Raw genomic sequence first — 22,357 nt, 5'->3', positions numbered from 1 at the left:
GGATAAGCGGTGCCGCACCCCCCTGCCTGCACGGAACGGCCGCCGCTACTCCTCGGACAGCTGGAATTCCACCATCGCGGTGAGACTCTCGACCGCTTCTTCGAGCGCGTCCAGCCGGGCCGCGGCATTCGGCGCGGCCAGCACGGAGTACTTGTCGGCCTGGCCGATCGGCAGTAGTGCGGCCAGCGCGTAGAGGCGTTGTCCCACATCGGGTTTGACGGTCCTGGCCAGGATCGAGGCCCGGTCCCGCAGGCGTGCGCCCTGCGCCGACGCGATGCGTTCGAACAGCGCGATGATCCGGTCCTCGACCGCCACGATGGACGCCTCCGGGACCACCGGCCCGGGCTCGTCGGGCCACCGCTCGATTTCGGCCCGCGGATACGGATCGTCGTTGTGCCACTGCACTATTCGGATGCGGTCGGTCACGCTGCAGCTCAGCATGTACCGGCCGACGCCCTGCGGCTGGCACCGGTCGATCTGGGCGAGCGCCCCGACCGAGCACCGGGCGTCGCCGCCGCCGACTTCACGGCCGGCCGAGATCAGCACCACGCCGAACACCTGCTCCGGGGCGGCCATGCAGTCCCGCACCAGTTCGCCGTACCGCGGCTCGAAGATCCGCAGCGGCAGTTCGTCGCCGGGCAGCAGCGCGGACTCCAGCGGGAACATCGGCGTGATGGGCACGGCTACAACACCAGCTCCGACACCAACGCGTCCACGACTTCCAGCAGATCCCCGTCGGTTTCCTCGGCGACCCGGCGCTGGCGTTGATACGAGCCGCCCAGGGTGTAGATGTCGACGACCCGGGCCAACTCGTCGGCGCAATTCAGTGATGCCGCAACCGGTTCCAACCGGTTCAGCAGCTCGTCCAGATCTTCGGTGACCAACCGCTCGTTGCTGTCGGCATCCAGGATGATCTCGGCGTCCAGTCCGTACCGCGCTGCGCGCCACTTGTTTTCCTGCACATGCCAGGGCGGCATGGTCGGCAGCTGCTCGCCGGCGTCGAGCCGGCGGTCCAGATCGACGATCAGGCAGTGCGTCAGCGCGACCAGCGCACCGAGTTCGGCGATGTTGGACACGCCGTCGAAAATCCGGACCTCGATCGTGCCCAGATGCGGCGACGGCCGGATGTCCCAACGGATTTCGTTCATGTGGTCGATGATGCCGGTCTTGCGCTGGTCGTAGACGAAGCGCTCGAAGTGAGACCACTTCTGAAAGTGGAATGGCAGGCCCGCGGTCGGCAGCTGCTGGAACATCATGGCCCGGTTGCTGGCGTAGCCGGTGTCCTCACCGTCCCAGTACGGCGACGACGCCGACAGCGCCAGCAGATGCGGGTACTGGTTGAGCAACGACGTGATGATCGGCATCACCTTGTGCGCCGAGGAAATCCCGACGTGGACGTGCACGCCCCAGATCAGCATCTGCCGGCCCCACCACTGGGTCCGTTTGATCAGTTCGGCGTAGCGCTGCCCTTCGGTGAGCTGCTGGCTCTCCCACTCGGCGAACGGGTGAGTGCCCGCGCAGAACAGCTCCATGCCGCGGTCGCGCACGATCCGGCGTACCGGGCCGAGCGTCGACCGCAGATCGTCCATGGCCTGGCCGGCGGTGTCGCACACACCGGTGACCACCTCAACGGTGTTGCGCAGCAATTCCTTGTGCACATGCGGCGTCTCGCCGATCTCGGCGATGACCGCGGCGGCCTCGTTGCTCAGGTCGCGTGTGCGGGCATCGACGAGGGCGAACTCCCATTCGACGCCGAGGGTCGGCCGTGGCGACCCGGCGAAATCGATTCGCGGTGGGGTGTGGCTGTCCGCGCTACCCGGCAGCGATGACACCGCACGCCACGCGCTTACCGGAGTCACCGGTGTTCATCGAAGCCTCGTCCGCCCCCGGTGCGGCGCCCTGGATCTGCTGGTACCGGTCAGCCGGGATGTTGCCGAAGTTGTCGGCCTTCTCGTGGATGATCAGCGCGGTCTTGTTGCCGGCGAGCAGCTGCTCGGCGGTGAAGGCGTCGGTGGTGGTCACCAGCGAGCCGGTGCCGTCGCCCTTGACCTGCAGCGAGGCGAGATCACCGCTCATCGGGTAGCCGGTGTGGCCCGGAGCCTGGAAGTGTCCGCCGGCGGACAGGAAGTCGCCGGGGGCGCCACCGGTCGGCGCCACCGAGTTCGGCTCGCACTTGCCGGCCGAGTGGATGTGCAGGCCGTGGAATCCGGGCGTCAGCACGCCGCCGGAGGTGGTCTTGACCGTCAGCGTGGCGAACCCACCGTTGAACAGGAACTCGGCGGTCGCGACCGTGGTGCCCTCGGGGGTCTTCAGCTCGGTGACCAGCTTCTCGCCGATCGGGGCGGCCTGCGGGGCCGCCTTCTCGCCGGCCTTTTCACCGTGGCCCTGCGGGGCGTGCTCGACGCCGGTCCAGATCGCCGGCGTGGTGCCAGGAGTGGTTGCGGGGACCTGTCCGGGAGGCGCACACGCAGCGACGACGGGTGCAATGACCGCAGCGGCGGCGAGGAAGCGAATCGGGGCTGAGATCGGCATGCCCGAGAGCCTAACCGGTCACCAGAACGATGACGCCCGGTCCCTTGTCATTGAGCGCTGGGATGCGTGGTTCGACGGGTGCGTCGAGGATTTTGCCGACCGCTTCGGCGGCTTCCTTCTCCCCTGCGGCGTCACCGAAATACACGGTCGTGGCGGGCGGCGGGGCGTCCACGCTGAGGTTGTCGGTCTCGGTGACGTTCCACTGCTGCTCGTGCAGCTTGTTGGCGACGGTCTGCGCGGCGCCGGCAACCTCAGAGATGTTGAACACCTTGACGTCGGCCTTGGCGGGCGCGGGCGTCGTCGACGTCGTGGTGGCGGTGGCGGACGTCGCACTGGCGGAGCTGCTGGACGAGCTCGAGTCGGAGCTGCTGTCTGAACTCAGCGACTGGAACGCCACCAGCAGGAACACGACACCGAGGAACAACAGCACCATGACCATGGCGCGCAGGGGCAGTCCGGAAGACTCTCGCTGATTCATTGCTCCCCACCTTATCGAGGCGGACCCTCAGGGCAGAAAAGCTAGGTTATTTCGAAACCGAGACGACGCGCAGCCTTGGCCTTCTGTCGGCTGGCGCGCTGCCGGCGCAGTCGCTTGACCAGCATCGGGTCCGCGGCCAGCGCCTCTGGCCGGTCGACCAGGGCGTTGAGCACCTGGTAGTACCGGGTCGCCGACATCGAGAACAGTTCCTTGATGGCGTCCTCTTTGGAACCCGCGAATTTCCACCACTGACGTTCGAAACCAAGAATGTCGTGTTCGCGACGGGTCAACCCGTCAGCGAGCTCAGAGTCGTCCCCGGATCGCTCAGTACGCGCCATAGCGCCGTCCATTTCGCCCCTGGACCCTTTCTCTGATCTCGGTATATGCCAGCCTGTTTCGTGCGTCACAACGGATCTGGGACGCTGCAAGTGGTTCGGCGAACATTCAACCACGGCCGACGGTATTGAGCCGTGATCGTTACCCGCGAGTCGGATCATTAAGATTGCTCGTCATGGCTGTCCGTCCAATCTGCATCGTCGGTGACCCTGTTCTGCACACCGCGACCACTCCGGTGGCCGTCGGCGCCGACGGCTCCCTCCCTTCCGATCTCGCCGCGCTGATCGATGACATGTACGAAACGATGGACAAGGCCAACGGCGTGGGCCTGGCCGCCAATCAGATCGGTGTCGGGCTTCGGCTGTTCGTCTACGACTGCGCCGACGACCGCGGCCAGACCGCGCGGCGCCGCGGCGTCGTGATCAACCCGGTGCTGGAGACCTCGGAGATCCCCGAGACCATGCCCGACCCGGACTACGACGACGAGGGCTGCCTGTCGGTTCCCGGCGAATCGTTCCCGACCGGCCGCGCCTCGTGGGCCAAGGTCACCGGTCTGGACGCCGACGGCAAGCCCGTCGAGCTGGAGGGCACCGGTCTGTTCGCCCGGATGCTGCAGCACGAGACCGGTCACCTCGATGGCTTCCTGTACCTCGACTGCCTGATCGGCCGCAACGCGCGGGCCGCCAAGCGGATGGTCAAGTCGAACAAGTGGGGCGTGCCGGGGCTGAGCTGGATGCCGGGCGAGGTCGACGACCCGTTCGGGCACTGATGCCTTCGGTCGGTAGCCGCGTCTCGTTACGCTACCGGTTGCCCGAGGCCGGCCCCGAATCCCAGGCCTTCACCGACGTCGTCGGGCACCTCGAGGCGCTCACCCCGGTCGTGGTGGTGCGCACCAAATCGGGTGAGCGCGTCGAGATCGGCCCGGCCGCGGTGATGTCGGTGCGCGAGCTGTCGCACGCCCCGGTGCGCAATTCAGAGATACGTGCGGTCGAGCACGCGGCCGCCCTGGCCTGGCCGGGTACCGAACGGCACTGGGCCGGCGGCTGGTTGCTGCGCGCCGGCGGGACGGACAAGCGCACCAACTCGGCTGTGCCGCTGCTCTTTTCGTCGGACTTGACGACCCTGCCGACAATTGCCGACTGGTACGCCGAACACGGACTGCAACCGTGGGTGGCGCTGCCGGAGCGGCTGCTGCCGGTCCGTTCCGAAGGCGTCGAGCCGAATCGCGTGCTCACCATGGAACTGTCGGGCACCACCCATGCCGAATTGCCCTCGCATCCGGATGCCCGATGGTTGGAGATTCACGCACAGGACGTGCCCGTCGAGCTGCTCAGCACCGTCGTCGACGGAGACGTGGCATTCGCCACGGTGGCCGACGCGGCGGTCGGGCGGGTCGCCGTGACCACGGCGCCCGGCGGCAGGGTGTGGGCCGGGCTGTCGGACGTCGCGGTGCTCGAGCCGCAACGCCGGCGTGGACTCGGCCGGGCCGTCTGTGCCGAGCTGGTGGCCGGGGCCGCCGGCCGCGGCGCGACGCACGCCTACGTCCGGGTTCCCGACGACAACGCGCCGGCGATCGCGCTGGCCGAGTCGATGGGTTTCCGGCTGCATCACCGGTCGCGGTACGTGCTCCTGTAACGCCGCGGCCACGGTTTCCCGCGCGACATCGTCGGCGCCCGGGAAACCGTGGCCTCGGCAGGTACCAGCTAGTGCGCGTCGGCTCCACTGTGGGCCGAACCACCCTGAGCTGCAGTGGATTTCGCCGGTGCCGACTTCTTCACAGGCTTCGGCTTCTCGGCCTTCTCCGACTTCTGCTTGCCCGGCTTCTTCGACTCGGACTTCTTGGTCTCCGACTTGGTGGTCTCGGACTTCGTTGTGTCGGACTTGGTCTCGGACGTCTTCGTCTCCGACTTGGTGGTATCCGGGTTGGTGTCATCCGACTTCTGATTGTCGGCCTTCGTCGGCGTCGCCGGGGTCGCCGGGGTCGCCGGAGTGGCCGGGGTAGCCGGAGTGGCCGGGGTCTCGGACGTGGCGGGGGTAGCCGGAGTTGCCGGGGTCGCCGGAGTTGCGGGCGTCGCCGGGGTCGCCGGGGTCGCCGGGGTCTCCGCCTTGGCCGGAGCAGCAGGCTTCGCGGGCGCCTCCGGAGCCTCCGCTGCGGTGGCCTTCACCTGCGTCACCGCCAACGTGGACTGCGGGATCGAGGTGATCGAGTTGTCCGTCGCCGCCTTGGTCACCGACACCTGCGTGGCAGCAGCCGGATCGGCGGTGGTCTTGGGCGCCAGCGGATTACCCGTGCCGCTCCAGCCGATGGCCTTGGCGAGGATGCGGCCGAGCGACACCATGGCGCCGATGGGCCCGATGCCCAGACCGTCGATCTGCAGGTCCGTCCCGATGATGTCGGCATAGACGGTCTGTCCGAGTGAGTTCAGGATCGAGCCACCGAGGCCCATCTGGTCCCAGCCCGTCGATCCGGCGGTGAACAGTCCGCCGAACTGGATGTTGAGCGCCTTGACGACGGCATTGTCGCTGAGGGGAATGGTCTTGTTGATCAGCTTGGCCACGAGGTCCAAGTTGAGGTTGGCGCCGTTGAGGACGCCGTCCACCATGGCAGCCGGGATGTTGATGACGGTCTGCAGCGCTTTCGCCGCGTCGCCTTGCGACAGGGACGCACCGATGCTGGTGAGACTGTTCGCCAGCGCCACCGCCGGGCTGATCGCCGGTCCTGCCAGGCCGATCAGGACCCCGCTCAGAGGCGATGCCAGGAAGTTGAACACTTCCTGCACGACCCGGTTGGCCATGGCGTTCGAGGCCGTCGGAAGCAGCTTCGGAATCACCTGAAGCAGGATGAAGTGGAAGCCATCGTTCGAGTCGACGGACTGCGAGTTGTTGCCGGGGTCGGTGCCCAGCAACGTCGCGGCGGTGATCGCCGACTGCACGTTGTGCCCGATCTCGCCCAAAACCGTGCCGATGTTGCCGGGATTCTGCAGGATGGCCCCGACATGGTCGATCTGGTTCGCCAGGAACTGCTGCAGCAGCACCGCCGGCGCCTCGGAGAAGGCCTCGCCGATGCGCCCGGCATTCGCCGCGGCGGTCTTGAACGCGTCCTGCCACGGCTGCAGCGGGTTGTACGCCGCAGTCAGTTGCACGGCGGCGGTGCTGACCGACGGCAGCGCCGGAAGCTTGACGGAGGCGGGTGCCGACGTGAGCAGTGGGCCGGCCACGATGGCCGCCGTGGTCGCTGCGCAGATACCCGCCTTGGTATGGCGACGGACCGCTGAATCCATGAGAAAGACTCCTCTTGACGAGTTGATTGGGCTGATTTGGGCAGGACAAAAGAGCTCGGTTGATCGGACGGAAGGTCCGACGGGAATCAGTGGGCCTCCCCCGAGCAGGGAGGCCCACTGACTGCGACTACTTGCTGCTGACTACTTGCTCGAGGCGGCCGAAGCGTGCGAGCCGTCGGCGCCGTTGGCCGAACCACCTTGGCCAGCAGCGGGTTTCGCCGGCTTCTTCGCAGGCTTCGGCTTCTCCGACTTCTGCTTGCTCGGCTTCTTCGCATCGGACTTCTTGGTCTCGGACTTGGTGGTGTCCGACTTCGTGTCCGACTTGGTCGAGTCCGCCTTCTGGTCATCCGACTTCTGGTTGTCGGACTTCGCCGGAGAGGCAGGCGTCGCCGGGGTGGCGGGCGTGGCCGGAGTTGCCGGGTTCGCGGGCGTCTCCGAAGTTGCCGGGGTCGCCGGAGTGGCGGGGGTCGCCGGGGTCGCGGGCGTGGCCGGAGTTGCCGGGGTCGCCGGCGTCTCCGACTTGGCCGGCGCGGCAGGCTTCTCGACCGTCTGCGGAGCCTGGGCCGCGGTGGCCTTCACCGGAGTCACCGCCAACGCAGGCTGCGGGATCGAGGTGATCGAGTTGTCGGTGGCCGCCTTGGTCACCGATACCTGGGTGGCGGCAGCCGGATCAGCAGCAGCCTTGGGGGCCAACGGATTACCGGTACCGCTCCAACCGATGGCCTTGGCCAGCAGGTGGCTGAGGTTCACCAGCGCACCGATCGGTCCGATGCCCTGGCCGGCGATGGTCAACGGGTCGTTCGGGGCAAGCGACGTGACGGCGGTGAGGCCGAGGGAGTTCAGGATCGAGCCACCGATGCCGGTCATGTCCATGCCCGTCACACCAGCGGTGAACAGCCCACCGAACTGGATGTTGAGCTTCTGCAGCTCGTTGCCGGCCGGCATGGTCTTGGTGATCAGCGGCGCCAGCACATCCAGGTTCAGGTTGGCTCCGTTGAGGAAGCCGTTCACCATGGCCGCGGGGATGTTGATGGCGGCTTGGGCTGCGGTCATCGCGTCACCCGCGGCGAGCGAGGTCGCGATCTTGGTGATGCTGTTGACGAGCGCCACGACGGGGCTGATGCCGGGACCCACCAAACCCATCAGCACGCCGCTGAGCGGTGATGCCAGCACGTTGACCACCTGCGTGACGATCGCGGATGCCTGCGGGTTGCCCGCCGTCGGGAGCATGTTGGGGAGCATCTGCGCGACCAGGCCGTGCCACACGTCGTTCGAGCCGGCGATGGTCCAGTCCTCCGGCTTGGTCCCCAGCAGCGTGGCTGCGGTGATCGCCGACTTCACGTTCTGCCCGACATCCTGGATCACCGCGCCGATGTTGCCGGGATTTTGCAGGATGGCCCCGACATGGCTGATCTGGTTCGCCAGGAACTGCTGCAACAACACGGCCGGCGCCTCGGAGAAGGCCTCACCGATGCGCCCCGCGTTGGCCGATGCGGTGTTGAACGCGTCGAGCCATGGCTGCAGCGGGTTGTATGCCGCGGTCAGCTGCACCGCGGCGGTGCTGACCGACGGCAGCGCCGGCAGATGCGCGGCGGCGGGCACTGACGGCAACAGCGGGCTGACCACGATGGCCGCCGTGGTCGCTGCGCAGATACCCGCCTTGGTATGGCGACGAACCGCAACATTCATGAAGTGACTCCTCGGGGGTCGGCTTGCTTACTGGCCGGTAATTTACCGACGAGTAACCGAGTTAATCCAGAGTTTTTGACGAAGTCGTAACGAATCGATAGCGACGGCATGCGGCTCACAGGCCACACCAAGCTGGTTTGCGTATTAGCCGGTAAAGCGCCGTTCATAGCCCCGCTAACCTTCCGGGCAAATGGCCAGTCGGCAAACCCATTTACACCGCCGGGCGAGCCTCCGACGCAACCCTGGAAGACCAGGCGGACCAGCCAGATATATTCCGATTAGTCATACTCAGGCGCGATTTTCGCGTCGTGACCGAGACCACATCGGATCACGATCGTGACCGGTATCTCGCATGGGCGAAGCCGCCTCTGTGAACTCGGACGGGACGCCCCGTGCCCAGTCCGGGGCAAATCAGGCGCCCGCCTCGTGGGCGCGCCAACGCAATTGCTGCGGCCGCCCCGACAGCAGCCCGCCGCGGCCCCGGCAGGTGTCCACATGGTGAGACAACATATGGGACCGGCCGTCCCGGGCAATGCCGGCAACCGTCCCTGCGGGCGCTGCGGGGCACGACCGCCGATGCCGGCCGACGCTTCGCCAAGTATCTTGGACCGGCGGTGGAACGCACCGAAGTGTCAGGCTGGTCAGGGGTTGCGGGTGCAAGAGAATGCGGCGCTGTCGGCCGCCGAGTTGCTCGAACTCAACCGTGACGTTCAGGGCTCGCGCGCGGTCCGGCTGCTGGCGACAAACAACCTCGGCGTCTACGCCACATTGATGGAGCGGCACCTCAGTGACGGCATGATCGCCGAGACGGATCTGGTGGTCCGGCTGGAACGCGACCTGGCGACGCTCGGCGAGACCGACGACCAGCTCGGACAGTCCGGCCTGGCCCTGATCAAGTCGTGGGCCAGCCAGGGCTGGGTGCACCGGGTGACCGAGACGCGCGCCGGCGCGGAACGCAACGTCTGTTATCTGACGCAGGACGCCCGTCGCGCCCTCGACTTCGTGCGCGGCATGCGCCGCGGCGACAGCATCGCCACCGGCGGCTCGATCGCCGGCATCGCGTCCCGCATGCGCCAGATCGCCACCCGCGCCGGCAACGACCCTGACCGCATCCGGGCCGGCATCGAAGCCGAGATCGCCGCGCTGCACCGCGAGCTCGACGAGCTGGAGGCCGGCCTGCGCCCCGAGCCCGACGTCACCGACATGTACGACGAAGCCCGCGCCATCGCGCTGCAGATGGAACGGCTGATCACCGACATCGGCCTCTACGGCACGATGATCGAGCAGGCCACGCAGGCGCTGGACGATCCGATCGACACCAACATCGAGTACCGCGACCGGCAGCGCCAGATGTACGCCGATTACCAGGCGGCCTGGGATTCGGCGGGCCGCGATTCGCATCGGGCGTTCCTGCGGATGATCAACGACCCCGACCAGCGCGCCGAATTCGAGAACGACATCGCCACTGTGGCGTCGGCGCTGCCCGAGCTGGACCCGGCGCTGCGCAAGGTGATGGCCGGGTTCTTCGAGTTGATCGGCCACCAGATCGACGAGGTCGAACGCATCCAGCAGCGCTGCGCGCAGCGGGTCAAGCGGTTCACCGCGTTCGGCACCATGGAGTCCAGCCGGGGTGTGGCCCGCCAGCTCAACGAGGCCATCGGCGCCGCCCGGACACTGCTGAAGTCGTCCCTCACCGACTCCCGGCTGGACATCGAGGTCCCCCTGGCCCGGCACGCGATCAGCTCGATCGGCGCGCTGAGTTTCAAGATCGGCGACCTGTCGGCACCCAAGCCCGCCGAAGCGGCGCAGGGCGACGTCGACCTGTCCACCTTCGCGGCACTGACCACCCAGGTCGATGCGCCCGCGATGTCCGAGATGCTCAACGCCGCGGTCGCGCGACGGCCGGTGTCACTCGCCGAGGCCGTCTCCTTGCTCGATTCGGCATACCTGGGCCACGTCATCGTGTTGTGGTCCTGGGCCCTCAAACAGCCTGGCGGGCAGGGCGACCCGAGCGACGACACCATGTCGGTGCGCTTCCGGTCGCTCGACGGCCGGGACCGCGAGATCGAGGTGCCCTATCTGATGTTCACCGAGCCTGTTGCCGTGGCGGGAGCCCTTCATGACTGACTCACCCATCGATTTCGCCTCGCTGCCCGAGGTCGACAGCACCAGCCGGGCGGTGCAGCAGCGTCGTCCACGCTTCGACGGCGACGTCAGCGCCATGCCGGACCGGGCCTGCTGGGCATTGCAGCACCTGCTGACCCGCCGCTACATCAGCAGCGAGTCCGACCGTGACATCTACAGCTGGATCCTGGAGTACCGCAACGAATTGTCGGTGCGGCTGTCCGAACTCGACCTGCAGTTGCGCATCTCCGAGGGCGTCGACATCGCGTTCATCGAGCAGGCCCGTTACGAGTCGGCCAAGGGCATCAAGCTGCTGCGCCGCGAGCCGCTGGGCACCTACGACTCGATTCTGGCTCTGCACCTGGCGCAGCTGATGCGCGCCGGCGGCGACCAGAGCTTCCTCATCACCCGTGACGAGATGCATGGCATGTTCAGCGGAGTGCTGAACGAAACCGACCGTGACGCAGTCACTTTCACCGCCCGGATCGATGCCGCCATCGCCCGCCTCACCGGTCTCGACATCCTGCGCCGTAGCCGCGACGACGAGGACAGCTACACCGTGAGCCCCGTCATCACGGCCGTGATGACGGCCTCGGTGATCACCGAGCTGCAGCAGCAGTTCGAACAACTCACCGGTGGAGGTACTGAAGCCGATGTCTGAGCAGTTCCACCTGTCCCGGCTCCAGATCATCAACTGGGGCGTGTTCGACGGTTATCACAGCATCCCGTTCAGCGCCGGCGGCTCACTGGTCGCGGGCGGCTCCGGCAGCGGTAAATCGTCACTGCTGGACGCGATTTCGCTCGGCTTCCTACCGTTCAACCGGCGCAACTTCAACGCATCCGGCGACAACACCGCGGCCGGCTCGAGCGCGGGCCGCCGCACCGTCGACAAGTACGTCCGCGGCGCCTGGGGCCAGCGCAGCGAAGCCGGCACGAGCCAGGTGATGTACCTGCGCGGCGAAGGCACCACCTGGTCCGCCGTCGCGGTGACCTACACCAGCAACACGGGCCGCACCATCACGGGCCTGGTGCTCAAATGGCTGACCGGAGAATCGCGTTCGGATTCGTCGAGCCGGTTCGTCATCGGCGACGGCGACCTGGACATCGAGGACGTCTGCAACCGGTGGGCCGCGGGCCGGTTCGATGCCGGCGTGTTCAAGGGTGACGGCTGGCGGTTCACGACCAAGGTCGAGTCGCAGTACCTGGCGCAGCTGTATGCCTCGATCGGTATCCGCGCGTCGGACGCCGCACAGCAGCTGCTCGGCAAGGCCAAGTCCCTGAAAAGCGTTGGTGGGCTTGAGCAGTTCGTCCGCGAGTTCATGCTGGACGAACCGGACAGCCTGGCCCGGCTGCCTGAGGCGCTCAAGCAGATCGATCCGCTGGTCGAGGCCCGGGAACTGCTCGCGGTGGCTCAGCGCAAGCGCAAGATCCTCGGTGACATCGAGGCCATCCAGGTGCGTTACGCCTCCGAGTCGACCGACCTCGGCATCATCGACCTGGTCGACCTGCCGATGGTGCGGGCCTATACCGATCATGTGCGGCTCCGGCACTGCCCCGCGGAGATCGAGACGCTCGATGCGACCATCGACCAGCTGGAGAACGAGAACGCCGACCTGACGCGGCAGCTGAATCTGGCCAAGGCCGAAGGTGATTCGCTCAACGCCCAGATCAACGGCGCATCGGCGAACGTCGGCCCGCTGCAGGCCCAGGTCAATGCCGCCGAAGCGCAGGCCGACGACGTGGCCCGGCGGCGCGCGGCCTACGAGGAGATGGTCGCGGCCCTCGGCGTCGAAGTGCCCGATACGGCCGACGAATTCTGGAACCTGCGCGAGGAACTCACCCGGCAGGCCACCGAGATGCTGGGCAAGCTCGAGTGGGGGCGCGATGCGTCCACCGACGCGGAGTACGCACAGAAGTCGGCGCGGATCCTGCGCGACAACGCGGCCAAGGAACTCAAGCGCGTCGAGCACGTGGGCTCGGCGCTTCCCGAGTCCGCCGTGACGATGCGCGACCACATCTGCGCGGGCGTCGGTATCGACCCCGCCGAACTGCCCTATGTCGCCGAACTTTTCGACTTGCCGCCCGAGCACTCCCGCTGGCGGCTCGCGGTCGAGAAGGTGCTGCGCGGGGTGGGCCTGCGGCTACTGGTGCCGGATCAGCACTACGCCAAGGTGCTGCGGTTCGTCAACGAGACCAACATGCGCGGGCGGCTGGCGCTGCACCATGTTCGGGCCGGCGCCTCGGGACGCGAGGCCGAGCCGAACACGTTGGCGGGCAAGCTGTTCCTGGTCAAGCCGAAGCATCCCTGCGCCGCCGAGGCCGCCGATGTGATCGCCGCGGCCGGTGACCACATCTGTGTGGACACCCCCGACGTGTTCGTGCGCTTCCGCCGCGCCGTCACGGACACGGGTCTCTACAAGGACTCCGATCGGCTGGCCATCAAGGACGACCGGCGTCCGATCAAGCCGTCCGAGTACATCTATCAGGGTGACATCGGCGCCAAACTGGAGGCGCTCCACGCCGAACTCACCGAGGCCGAGGAGGCCTTCAACACCGCCCGGCGGGCCGCGGATGAGATTGCCGCGCAACGGCAACGCTGGCGCGACCGCGCGGCGGCATGCAAGGCCGTCTACGAGCAGTTCCCGCAGTGGAGCCAGATCGACACCGACACCGCCGAGGGCCACGCCGATCGGCTGCGCGAGCAGTACGAGCTGCTGCTGGCCGACCATCCCGACATCGAGGCACTGTCGGCGCGTGCCGAGGAGTGCTGGGTCGACATCCAGACCCTGATGACCCGGCGCGGTGCGATCCAGACGCGGCGCGACGATCTCGACGCCCGCCGGACCAAGCTGATGGATCTGCAGGATCGGCTCTCCCCCGCCGCGGTGTCGGAGCAGGCCACAGATCTGTTGCGCCGCTATGCCGCTGAGGTCCCGGTGCCGCTGGAACTGCTCAACCCCGAGCCGCACCGCGAGGCGCTGTTCGCGGCCATCCGCCGCGAACGCGACCAGCTCACCGAGAGCCGCCGGCGCTCCTACGAGGAGCTGTCGCGCATCGTCGCGACGTTCGACGCCTCGTTCCCGGATGCGATTCCGAACGACTCGGACGATTTCGACGAGCGCATCTACGACTACGTCGCGGTCTGCCGTCACATCGACGAGCGCGAGTTGCCCGACGCCTACGACCGCATGATGCGACTGATCACCGAGCAGGCGCCCGACGCGATCCTGACGCTGCACCGCGTCGCCGAGCAGGAGACCCGGCGGATCAGCGAGCAGATCGAGCGCGTCAACACCGGTCTGGGGGCGGTGGAATTCAACCGCGGCACCCGGCTGACGCTGCGCGCCAACCCGCGCAGCATGGCGGCGGTGTCCGAGCTGACCGACATCGTCAAGGCCATCTCCCGGCGCATCGCCGAGGTCGGCCTGGGCGACAAGAAGGCGATCCTCGAGCAGTACGCCGACATCCTGCGGTTGCGAAACCGCCTGGCGGGCAACAACCCCGAGGACCGCGCCTGGACCCGCGATGCGCTCGACGTGCGGAACCGGTTCACATTCGACTGCGCCGAGTGGGACGTCGCCAGCGGCGAACTGATCCGCACGCACAGCAACGCCGGTGACAACTCCGGTGGCGAGCAGGAGAAGCTGATGGCCTTCTGCCTGGCCGGAGCGCTCAGCTTCAACCTGGCCAATCCCGAAAGCGGCGACAACAAGCCGGTTTTCGCGCAGCTGATGCTCGATGAGGCGTTCTCCAAGTCCGACCCGCAGTTCGCCTCGCAGGCGTTGCAGGCGTTCCGGAAGTTCGGCTTCCAACTGGTGATCGTCGCGACTGTGCAGAACGCCACCACCATTCAGCCCTACATCGACGGCGTGGTGATGGTGTCCAAGTCCGAGGCCACCGGCCGCAATGCCCGACCGGTCGCGAACGTCGCCACCAAGACCATCACCGACTTCACCGCCCTACGTCGGGAACTGAAAGTCCCCGAGCCTGTCTGATCGGAGCGTCATGCGTATCGCCACCTGGAACGTCAACTCCATCCGCACCCGGGTCGACCGGGTCACGGACTGGCTGTCCCGCGCGGACGTGGACGTGCTCGCCATGCAGGAGACCAAGTGCAAGGACGAGCAGTTCCCGACGATGCCGTTCGCGGCACTCGGTTATGAAGTCGCGCACGTCGGGCACAGCCAGTGGAACGGCGTGGCGATCGCGTCCCGCGTCGGAATCGAGGACGTGCAGGTCGGCTTCGACGGCCAACCGCAGTGGCAGGACGCCGACGAGGCGCGTGCCATCGGCGCCACCTGCGGCGGGGTCCGGTTGTGGAGTCTGTACGTGCCCAATGGCCGGACGCTGGAAGACCCGCACCTGCCCTACAAGCTGAAATGGCTTTCCGCCCTGCGGGATACCGCGACCGGCTGGCTGGCCGACGATCCGTCGTTGCCGTTGGCCCTGATGGGCGACTGGAACATCGCGCCGACCGATGAGGACGTCTGGGACATGGCGGTGTTCGCGAACTCGACGCACGTCTCCGAGCCGGAGCGCGCGGCGTTCCGCGCCATCAACGACGCCGGCTTCGCGGACGTGGTCCGCCCGTTCACCCCGGGTCCGGGCGTCTACACCTACTGGGACTACACGCAGCTGCGGTTCCCCAAGAAGCAGGGCATGCGCATCGACTTCGTGCTGGGCTCACCGGAATTCGCGGCGCGCGTCACGCACGGCGAGATCGTTCGCGAGGAACGAAAAGGCAAGCAGCCCAGTGATCACGCGCCGGTGCTGGTGGAGTTGGCGCCGTGAGCGCGGTCATTCACGCCACCGAGCCGGCCAGCCTGCGCGCGCGCATCATTCACTTCTTCGCGTCATTGCTGTTGGCCCGCATCCTGATTCGCGCGCTGACCACGGCGGAGTACGAGGCGACGTCACAGCGGATCGTGCGGGTGGGACGCAACGTCAACAAGTCGGCCAGCCTGCAGCGTCGTCGGCCACCGCGCGGCTTCCGATTGGTCGCCGAGAACTGGAGCGGCCTGCCGGTCGAATGGGTGTCGCCGTCCGACCTCGACCCGCCCATCACCGACGGGGTCATCTTGTATTTCCACGGCGGCGGGTTCGTCCTCGGCGATCTGAACACCCATCTACGCGCCGTCGCGGCGCTCTCGCGCGTCACGCGATTGCCGTTGGTACACATCGAATATCGGCAGTACCCCGAGGTCGACCTGGAGACGACCATCCAGGACTGCCTGAGCGCTTACCGCCACCTGCTGAGTCTGGGCGTCGATCCGGCCAAGGTGGTCCTCGCCGGTGACTCGGCCGGCGGATTCCTGGCGTTCGCGACCGCGCAGCAGGCCCCGAAGCACGGGCTCCCGAGTCCCGCAGGGGTGGTCGGCATTTCGCCTCTACTGGAATTGGACAACGCCGCACGCACTGCGCATTCGACCGCGGCGACGGACGTCTTCGGGATCGCCGCCGGCTTCCCGGTCATCACCGAACGCATCTGTCCCGCCGGCAATCTCGAAGAATTGGAGCCGGTTTCCGGTCCGATGGATTCGATGCCGCCGTCGCTGATCGTCGCCTCCGAGACGGAGTCACTGCTGTGCGACGCCGAGCGGATGCAGGACAAACTGCACGAGGCCGGGCGCAAGTGCGAGGTCGCGGCGTGGCCCAGTCAGGTCCACGCGTTCCCGGCCATATTCCCCGGGCTGCCGGAGAGCCGCCGGGCCTACGCGCGCATGGCCGGTTTCATCGCCGACTGCCTGTCCGGCACAGCCCCGGCAAAGTCCGCCTAATTCAGGTACTGCTCCACCGACTCGACAAGCGCCGCCTCCACACGGCGTAGCGGCACGTCCGACTTGGTCGCCTGCGCCATGACGATGGCGCCCTCCACCGCGGCGACCGTCAGCGTCGCCTGGCGAGCGGCGTCATCGGCTGACAACCCCGCGGTTTCGAGCCCGGCGGCAATTCGACGCTCCCAGTCCAGGAAGACCTCACCGGCGGTGTCGGCGGCCGCCGGCGCCTCGCTGCGGCCGAGTGCAGCAGCGACGATCGGGCAGCCCACTTCGAAGTCGCCGCCGGCCAGGTTCGCAATCCACATCTCGATGAACGCCCGGACCGCCCCTACCGGCCCTCGTTCTCCGATCAGTCGGTCGATGCCGTCGGCCAGCGTGTTGCCGGCCGTCACGGTCGCATCGGCGACGAGTTCCGCCTTGCCGCCCGGGAAATTCAGGTAGAGCGAACGGCGCGCGGCACCACTGCGTTCGAGTAACTGGCTGAGCCCCGTCGCCGCGACGCCTTGGCGCCGAATCAGATCGATGGCTGTGACGACGAGCCGATCGCGGGCACTCATGTGACGTAACTCCCTGTCTTTCAGCATTTTTTGTACACCAGTCGGTCTACTACCGTCTGCCTCCAATAGTAGACCGAACGGTGTAGTTCTGGTCTCGAATCGGAGGGGATCCGGGTGGGACACAACAGCAGGTTTTTCGCCGCCACCAGCCGTTTCTGTGCCAAATGGGCATGGCTCGTCATCGGCTTCTGGGTAGCGCTCGCCGGAATCCTCAACGTCGCCATCCCCCAGCTCGAGCAGACCGTCTCCGAGCATTCCGCGCCGTTCATGCCGGCGAACATCAAGGCCGCGCAGACGCTGCGCGAGATGTCGGACGCCTTCGGTGTCCCGCGGTCCTCGGCCGTCGGCAGCGTCGTGCTGGTCGACGAGAAGGGCATCAATGCGGCCGACGAAGCCCTCTACCGCGACATCGTCGCCACCTTGCAGCGCGACACCACCAACGTCGCCTACGTGCTCGACACCTACGACAATCCGCAACTGCGCGACATCGCGCTGAGCCCCGACCACAAGGCGATCAACCTCGTCCTGGCCGGCACCGGCGACGTCGGGTCCACCAAGGCGCACAAGAACACCATCGCGATCCGCGACCAGCTGCACGCCCTGCCCACACCGCCCGGAGTCGGGGTTTACCTCACCGGGCCGTCACCAACATTGGCCGATCTTTTCAGCGCCATGGACTTTTCGCTGCTGATCATCACCGCGGTGTCTGTCCTGCTGATCACCTTGGTGCTGCTGATGGTCTATCGGTCGCTGGCCACTGCCATGGTGCCGTTGCTGACCATCGGCATCGCACTCGGCGTGGCCCGCCCGATCGTGTCCCTGCTGGGTATGGCTGGGGTACTTACCGTTTCGAACTTCACCATCTCGCTGATGACCGCGATGCTGCTCGGCGCCGCCACCGACTACGCGATCTTCATCCTGGCCGGCTATCACGAAGCCCGGCGTAGCCAGGTGCCCGTCATCGACGCGATAGCGCAAGCCGGACAGCGGGTTTCGGGCATCCTGATCGCCTCGATGCTGACCATCGCGGCGGCCGCCACAGCCATGGGATTCACCGAACTCGGCATGTTCAAGGCCACCGGCCCACCGATCGCCATCGCGATCGTCGTCGGACTGGCCGTCTCGATGTCCCTGCCCTACGCCCTGCTGTCGCTCCTCGGCAAGCGCGGACTGGCCGAACCGCGCCCCCTCAACGACCGCCGGTGGCGCCGCATCGGATCCACCATGATCCGCCGGTCGGGCGTGCTGGTGGCCGCTTCGCTGGTGCTGTTGCTCAGCGCCGCAATGGTTCTGACCACGTTCCGGGTGAACTTCGACGAGAACGCCATGCAGCTCGACGACACCGAGAGCTCCCTCGGCTACGAAAAGACCTACGCCCACTGGGGCGTCAACGAGGCGGCGCCGGAATACCTGATCGTCTCGGCCGACCATGACATGCGGAACACCGACGATCTGGCCGCGCTCGACCGTGTCGCGGGCCGCCTCGCCGGGATGCCCGAGATCGCCTATGTCCGCTCCATGACGCGGCCGGCCGGAAAGCAGTTGCCGCAGACCACCATCGGCTACCAGGCCGGGATCGTGGCCGACCGGCTCGGCGATGCCAAGAACCAGGTCAACAAGGCGGTTCCCGACATTCACCGGCTGGACTCCGGTGCGGCCCAGCTGCGCGACGGCGCTGCCTCCGCGGTGACCCAGATTCCCCAATTGGTTTCCGGTATCAGGCAGGTGACCGGGCTGGCCCATCAGGTACTCGACGGGTACCAGGCCGCCGGCGCCGGGCTGTCCACGCTCACCGACGGCACGGTGGACGTCCGTTCGGCGTTGGCCGATCTCAGTTCCTCCACCGGCTTGCTCGACGCGGCATTGCAGGCCATCGACGGCAACGCGCAGGTCGCCGATGCCGGCCGGCTGGTGAGTTCGGCGCTCGGCTCCGCGCTGGATCCGCAACCCGGCCCCGACTGCCTGATGAACCCCGTGTGCAGCCGGGCCCGCGCGGACATCGCCGACCTCGACGCCATCTCCAACGGCGCGGTCAGCCGCGCGCTGCTGCAGGCCCAGCGGCTCTCTGCCGTCCCGCAAGTGACCGTCGAGAAGGTGCGGGCCGCCGAGCCCGCCATCCGAAATGCGTTGGCCACGTTGCAGAAAATGGTGTCGAATCTGCCCGGTGGTTCGCCGACCCAGGCCCGCACCCAGTTGGCCGAACTCGTGCGCGGCGCCGATCAGCTCAGCGCCGGGATGACCCGGCTGGCCGTCGGGCTCGACCAGGTCAAGGGCGGCGTGGACCAGGTGGTCACCATGTCAGGGCGCCTCACCGACGGGCTCGGCCAGGCGACGGACTACCTGACGACCTTGAGCACTCACACCGGCGACGGGCCGGCATCGGGCTTCTACCTTCCGCCGCAGGGCTTTTCCGACCCGGCCTTCCGGGCCGCACAGGACCTGCTGTTCGCCCCCGACGGCAAGACGGCGCGGATGCTTGTCATCTGGAAGATCAACCCGTACAGCGCCCAGGCCCTCGACGCCTCCCGCGCGCTGGCGCCGGCGGCGACCGAGGCCGCAGCCGGAACCTCTTTGCAGACAGCACGTTTCGCCAGCACCGGCTTGGCGTCGCTGTCGGCAGACATGCGTGACCAGGTGTGGCATGACTTCGCCGTCTACGGCATCGTCGCGATCCTCGGTGTGCTGCTGGTGTTGATCGCGCTGCTGCGCAGCATCGCCGCGCCGGTGTTCATGGTCGCGGTCGTGACGTTGTCGTTCGCCGCCGCTTCCGGATTCAGCGTCCTGGTGTGGCAGCACATCCTCGGCGTCGACATCGACTGGTCGGTGTTCCCGGTGTCCTTCATGGCGCTCATCGCCGTGGGCGCGGACTACAGCATGCTCTTCGCCGCCCGCATCCGCGAAGAGTCGGGTGACGGCATGATCCGCGGCATCATGCGCAGCTTCGGCAGCACCGGCAGCGTCATCACCACCGCCGGCATCGTCTTCGCGCTCACCATGTTCGCGCTGATGACCGGGCGCGTGATCAACCTGCTGCAGATCGGATTCACCATCGGCATCGGCCTGCTGATCGACATCACCCTGGTGCGCACCGTGCTGGTGCCCGCCGCGATGGCCATGATCGGCAACCGCATCTGGTGGCCGAGTAAGCCGAGCGCGCACCCGTAGGGAATCGTCGACGATTAGATCGGCTCGGTGGTTCTGGCCGAGCCCATCCCGACTCGGGCCGCCCGGGGTCACCGGTCGGCGCTGCGATCCTTGACGGTTAGGTGTGCTCGGTAGTTCGGGCCGACCCGCCCCGACTCGGCCCCACGGTTCGCGCGTGATCCTCGGTGGTTAGGTGTGCTCGATGGTTCTGGCCGTGCCCATCCCGACTGGGCTGCCGGGGTCTCCGGTCCGCGCTGCGATCCTCGACGGTTAGGTGGGCTAATCGGCGCCTGCCCCCTGGCGGTCGCGGTCCCGGATTCTTCGGTGGGCCGTCCACCGGCGGTCCGCTCCAAGGCCTCGATAACTAGCTGACCCAACCGTCGACGATCCCTGCCCGCGCTGCCTGCCCGTGCCAATCCTGCTGCGGCCCTTCTGTTTAGGTGCCCTAACCGTCGTCGATGGGTCGCGTCCGCGACGGCCGATTCGTGTCGGTGGGCGGGTATACATTCGAACGTATGAGCGAATTAGATGGTGATCCCCACGCCGCGGCCGCGGCGGTCGACGCGATCACCCTGGCCACCCGGCAAGAGAACGCCGCCGGCGCCCGCCGCCTGGGGGCGATCGGTGACCTGTGGGCGCTGCGGGCCCCCGACGACGACATCGAGAAACGGTATTGGGCGATCGACGGCTATGCCGGGCTGGTCGTCGAGGTCGCCGCCGCGTTGGGGATATCGCGTAAGCGGGCCCAAGCCCAGGTGGACCGGGCGGTGACGCTCCGCACCCGCCTGCCCAAAGTGGCGGCCGTCTACGCCAACGGCCTGATCGATGCGGTGATGGTCGCCATGATCGTCGCCCGCACCGACCTGATCATCGACGACGACGTCGCCGGGCAGGTCGATGCCGACCTGGCCGCCAAGATCGTGGCCTGGGGTCGGTTGTCGAAACCGAAAATGGAACAGCGCATCGACGCCATCATCGCCGCGTCCGACCAGGCCGGGGTCCACGCCCCCAGGCCCCCGTCGCAGGCCCGCTACCTCGACATCCGCGCCTGCGGCCCCGGCGCGGCCAGCATCTGCGGCACGGTAGACGCGGCGACCGCCGCCGTGCTCGACGCCGCCATCGACGACCTCGCCAAGAGCGTGTGCCGCAACGATCCGCGCTCCCATGATCAGCGCCGCGCCGCCGCCATCGACGCCCTGGCCCGCGGGCAGCGCCTGGCCTGCCAATGCGACAACCCGGACTGCCCCGCCGCCGCGGCCGCCATGGGGGAACTGCCGGCGCAGACCGTCGGCACCCGCGCGGTCATCCACGTCATCGCCACACCGGAGGCAGTGAACGGGCAGGCCCCAGGATTCCTGCCCGGGTACGGGCAGATCCCCGCCGAGCAGATCGCCCGCCTCGCCGACGGCGCGACCATCCGCGAGGTCGAGATCCCGCCGGATGCGGCCGAGCCCCGCTACCGTCCGTCGGCCAAGCTGGCGGAGTTCGTCCGCTGCCGAGACCTGACCTGCCGATTCCCCGGCTGCGACCGGCCCGCGCAAGCCTGCGACCTCGACCACACCGTCCCCTACCCGGCCGGGCCGACGCACCCGTCAGACCTCAAATGCCTGTGCCGATTCCACCACCTACTCAAAACATTCCACGGCTGGACCGACCACCAATACCCCGACGGCACCGTCGTCTGGGTCGCCCCCACCGGACACACCTACATCACCAAACCCGAAGGCGCCCACTGGTACCCACAACTGGCCACACCCACCGGAACACCCACAATCACCGAACAACCACCACGAACCCCCGGCCGCGGCCACTGCATGCCCAAACGCAAACGCACCCGCGCCCAAGAACGCCAACAACTCATCAACCAAGCACGCATGATCAACGAAGAAACCATCGCCAGCGAAGAATGGCACCGATACCGCGAACTCGAAATGGCCCGCGCCGCAGAGGAATGGGATGAACCCGCACCCTTCTGAGCACGGAAGGCGGCAGCCCACAACGGGTTTCACCGTCATCAGCTACGCCGAGTGCTACGGGCACCCCAGGAACTGGCAGGTCGCGTTGGTGTTCTCGCCCGCGACGGTGCGGTAGTGGGGGTGGCCGCCGTACCAGCCGTCTTCGGCGGTCATGCCGACGACCTGGGGCGGCATTCCGCGGTGTACCAAGTTGTATCGATGGCAGGTCGTCCAGTCCCAGTCGACCTCGGTGAAGCCTCCGGGGACCGGCTGGCCCGGACACCAGGTGCCCGAGGAGGGTTCTGCCTGGGCAGTGCCGGCACTCAACCCGAAAGCGGCCAGACTCATCCCGCCGGACAACAGTGCCGCCGCGGCCAGTCGTGCGATTCGTCGCGTCATGTGAACTCTGAACCATCCCGCGTTTGATGCGCACCTCCTTCCTTGGGAAGGTGCATGTCATGCCGAGCAAGTACGACCCGGAGAC

The 22,357-nt window shown here is 67.5% G+C and carries 18 protein-coding genes; 9 read left to right on the top strand and 9 right to left on the bottom strand.

Translation table 11 applies throughout. The features are described 5' to 3' along the window. Positions 1 to 45 precede the first annotated feature (45 nt). Genes ACJH6J_RS07185 through ACJH6J_RS07165 form a run of 5 tightly spaced genes read right to left on the bottom strand, consistent with a single transcriptional unit; the run spans position 46 to position 3,360 of the window. Entirely contained in the window at positions 46 to 681 is a 636-nt protein-coding gene (locus ACJH6J_RS07185) for an LON peptidase substrate-binding domain-containing protein (RefSeq protein WP_061001366.1), read from the bottom strand. Between the two features lie 2 nt (positions 682 to 683). After that, positions 684 to 1,832, bottom strand: coding sequence for a glutamate--cysteine ligase (locus ACJH6J_RS07180; RefSeq protein ID WP_061001367.1), 1,149 nt, complete (start codon positions 1,830 to 1,832; stop codon positions 684 to 686). Further along, on the bottom strand, positions 1,813 to 2,532 hold the full coding sequence (sodC, locus tag ACJH6J_RS07175; protein WP_064860084.1) for a superoxide dismutase[Cu-Zn]: 720 nt from the start codon (positions 2,530 to 2,532) through the stop codon (positions 1,813 to 1,815). The genes ACJH6J_RS07180 and sodC overlap by 20 nt, the downstream gene beginning before the upstream one ends. Positions 2,533 to 2,542: 10 nt before the next feature. After that, positions 2,543 to 3,010: a LytR C-terminal domain-containing protein gene (locus ACJH6J_RS07170; protein WP_061001369.1), complete on the bottom strand. Its 468-nt coding sequence runs from the start codon at positions 3,008 to 3,010 to the stop codon at positions 2,543 to 2,545. A 41-nt stretch (positions 3,011 to 3,051) separates the two neighbouring features. Then, positions 3,052 to 3,360, bottom strand: a complete 309-nt coding sequence (locus ACJH6J_RS07165) for a DUF3263 domain-containing protein (protein WP_029105136.1) — start codon at positions 3,358 to 3,360, stop codon at positions 3,052 to 3,054. A 161-nt stretch (positions 3,361 to 3,521) separates the two neighbouring features. On the opposite strand from ACJH6J_RS07165, the gene ACJH6J_RS07160 reads away from it, so the two are divergent. Together ACJH6J_RS07160 and ACJH6J_RS07155 are read left to right on the top strand one after the other, a co-directional pair. Continuing rightward, positions 3,522 to 4,115 carry a peptide deformylase gene (locus ACJH6J_RS07160; protein ID WP_061001370.1) on the top strand — a complete coding sequence of 198 codons (594 nt, stop codon included), beginning with the start codon at positions 3,522 to 3,524 and terminating at the stop codon, positions 4,113 to 4,115. Further along, complete coding sequence (locus ACJH6J_RS07155) at positions 4,115 to 4,981, top strand: GNAT family N-acetyltransferase (protein WP_061001371.1); 867 nt, start codon at positions 4,115 to 4,117, stop codon at positions 4,979 to 4,981. The genes ACJH6J_RS07160 and ACJH6J_RS07155 overlap by 1 nt, the downstream gene beginning before the upstream one ends. Before the next feature lie 68 nt (positions 4,982 to 5,049). On the opposite strand, the gene gjpA (ACJH6J_RS07150) is transcribed toward ACJH6J_RS07155, so the two are convergent. Continuing rightward, positions 5,050 to 6,627, bottom strand: a complete 1,578-nt coding sequence (gene gjpA, locus ACJH6J_RS07150) for an outer membrane porin GjpA (protein ID WP_168175997.1) — start codon at positions 6,625 to 6,627, stop codon at positions 5,050 to 5,052. A 141-nt stretch (positions 6,628 to 6,768) separates the two neighbouring features. Next, positions 6,769 to 8,316, bottom strand: coding sequence for an outer membrane porin GjpA (gene gjpA / locus ACJH6J_RS07145; RefSeq protein WP_061010394.1), 1,548 nt, complete (start codon positions 8,314 to 8,316; stop codon positions 6,769 to 6,771). 654 nt (positions 8,317 to 8,970) lie between these two features. Here gjpA (ACJH6J_RS07145) and ACJH6J_RS07140 point away from each other — a divergent pair. From ACJH6J_RS07140 to ACJH6J_RS07120, 5 genes are read left to right on the top strand one after another with little or no spacing between them, the layout of a single operon-like run. Beyond that, on the top strand, positions 8,971 to 10,443 hold the full coding sequence (locus tag ACJH6J_RS07140) for a DUF3375 domain-containing protein (RefSeq protein ID WP_204158306.1): 1,473 nt from the start codon (positions 8,971 to 8,973) through the stop codon (positions 10,441 to 10,443). Then, positions 10,436 to 11,101: a DUF4194 domain-containing protein gene (locus ACJH6J_RS07135; RefSeq protein WP_061001375.1), complete on the top strand. Its 666-nt coding sequence runs from the start codon at positions 10,436 to 10,438 to the stop codon at positions 11,099 to 11,101. Before ACJH6J_RS07140 ends, ACJH6J_RS07135 begins: the two co-directional genes overlap by 8 nt. Beyond that, positions 11,094 to 14,435, top strand: coding sequence for an ATP-binding protein (locus ACJH6J_RS07130; protein WP_406803747.1), 3,342 nt, complete (start codon positions 11,094 to 11,096; stop codon positions 14,433 to 14,435). The genes ACJH6J_RS07135 and ACJH6J_RS07130 overlap by 8 nt, the downstream gene beginning before the upstream one ends. 10 nt (positions 14,436 to 14,445) lie before the next feature. Further along, positions 14,446 to 15,231 (top strand): exodeoxyribonuclease III, encoded by a 786-nt coding sequence (locus ACJH6J_RS07125; protein WP_061001377.1) that lies wholly within the window; start codon positions 14,446 to 14,448, stop codon positions 15,229 to 15,231. Next, on the top strand, positions 15,228 to 16,217 hold the full coding sequence (locus tag ACJH6J_RS07120; protein ID WP_406803746.1) for an alpha/beta hydrolase: 990 nt from the start codon (positions 15,228 to 15,230) through the stop codon (positions 16,215 to 16,217). The genes ACJH6J_RS07125 and ACJH6J_RS07120 overlap by 4 nt, the downstream gene beginning before the upstream one ends. On the opposite strand, the gene ACJH6J_RS07115 is transcribed toward ACJH6J_RS07120, so the two are convergent. Next, positions 16,214 to 16,774, bottom strand: a complete 561-nt coding sequence (locus ACJH6J_RS07115) for a TetR/AcrR family transcriptional regulator (protein ID WP_406803745.1) — start codon at positions 16,772 to 16,774, stop codon at positions 16,214 to 16,216. The genes ACJH6J_RS07120 and ACJH6J_RS07115 overlap by 4 nt on opposite strands. A 114-nt stretch (positions 16,775 to 16,888) precedes the next feature. Here ACJH6J_RS07115 and ACJH6J_RS07110 point away from each other — a divergent pair, with 114 nt between their 5' ends. Both ACJH6J_RS07110 and ACJH6J_RS07105 read left to right on the top strand, forming a co-directional pair. After that, positions 16,889 to 19,939, top strand: a complete 3,051-nt coding sequence (locus ACJH6J_RS07110) for an MMPL family transporter (RefSeq protein WP_406803744.1) — start codon at positions 16,889 to 16,891, stop codon at positions 19,937 to 19,939. Positions 19,940 to 20,433: 494 nt separating this feature from the next. Beyond that, positions 20,434 to 21,894, top strand: coding sequence for a DUF222 domain-containing protein (locus tag ACJH6J_RS07105; protein ID WP_406803743.1), 1,461 nt, complete (start codon positions 20,434 to 20,436; stop codon positions 21,892 to 21,894). Positions 21,895 to 21,948: 54 nt separating this feature from the next. On the opposite strand, the gene ACJH6J_RS07100 is transcribed toward ACJH6J_RS07105, so the two are convergent. Continuing rightward, positions 21,949 to 22,272, bottom strand: coding sequence for a hypothetical protein (locus ACJH6J_RS07100; RefSeq protein WP_061004478.1), 324 nt, complete (start codon positions 22,270 to 22,272; stop codon positions 21,949 to 21,951). Positions 22,273 to 22,357: the final 85 nt, after the last annotated feature.

Source organism: Mycobacterium sp. SMC-18, from assembly GCF_045310895.1.
Lineage (GTDB): Bacteria > Actinomycetota > Actinomycetes > Mycobacteriales > Mycobacteriaceae > Mycobacterium.
Note: the sequence above shows the minus strand (reverse complement) of the source record. Positions and strands in the feature narration are given on the sequence as shown.

Bases quoted from the DNA above. Each gene is read 5' to 3' on its own strand.
- ACJH6J_RS07100 (WP_061004478.1), bottom strand. From the start codon at position 22,272: ATGACGCGACGAATCGCACGACTGGCCGCGGCGGCACTGTTGTCCGGC.
- gjpA (WP_061010394.1), bottom strand. From the start codon at position 8,316: ATGAATGTTGCGGTTCGTCGCCATACCAAGGCGGGTATCTGCGCAGCG.
- ACJH6J_RS07155 (WP_061001371.1), top strand. From the start codon at position 4,115: ATGCCTTCGGTCGGTAGCCGCGTCTCGTTACGCTACCGGTTGCCCGAG.
- ACJH6J_RS07105 (WP_406803743.1), top strand. From the start codon at position 20,434: ATGAGCGAATTAGATGGTGATCCCCACGCCGCGGCCGCGGCGGTCGAC.
- ACJH6J_RS07160 (WP_061001370.1), top strand. From the start codon at position 3,522: ATGGCTGTCCGTCCAATCTGCATCGTCGGTGACCCTGTTCTGCACACC.
- gjpA (WP_168175997.1), bottom strand. From the start codon at position 6,627: ATGGATTCAGCGGTCCGTCGCCATACCAAGGCGGGTATCTGCGCAGCG.
- ACJH6J_RS07135 (WP_061001375.1), top strand. From the start codon at position 10,436: ATGACTGACTCACCCATCGATTTCGCCTCGCTGCCCGAGGTCGACAGC.
- ACJH6J_RS07170 (WP_061001369.1), bottom strand. From the start codon at position 3,010: ATGAATCAGCGAGAGTCTTCCGGACTGCCCCTGCGCGCCATGGTCATG.
- ACJH6J_RS07115 (WP_406803745.1), bottom strand. From the start codon at position 16,774: ATGAGTGCCCGCGATCGGCTCGTCGTCACAGCCATCGATCTGATTCGG.
- sodC (WP_064860084.1), bottom strand. From the start codon at position 2,532: ATGCCGATCTCAGCCCCGATTCGCTTCCTCGCCGCCGCTGCGGTCATT.
- ACJH6J_RS07130 (WP_406803747.1), top strand. From the start codon at position 11,094: ATGTCTGAGCAGTTCCACCTGTCCCGGCTCCAGATCATCAACTGGGGC.
- ACJH6J_RS07165 (WP_029105136.1), bottom strand. From the start codon at position 3,360: ATGGACGGCGCTATGGCGCGTACTGAGCGATCCGGGGACGACTCTGAG.
- ACJH6J_RS07125 (WP_061001377.1), top strand. From the start codon at position 14,446: ATGCGTATCGCCACCTGGAACGTCAACTCCATCCGCACCCGGGTCGAC.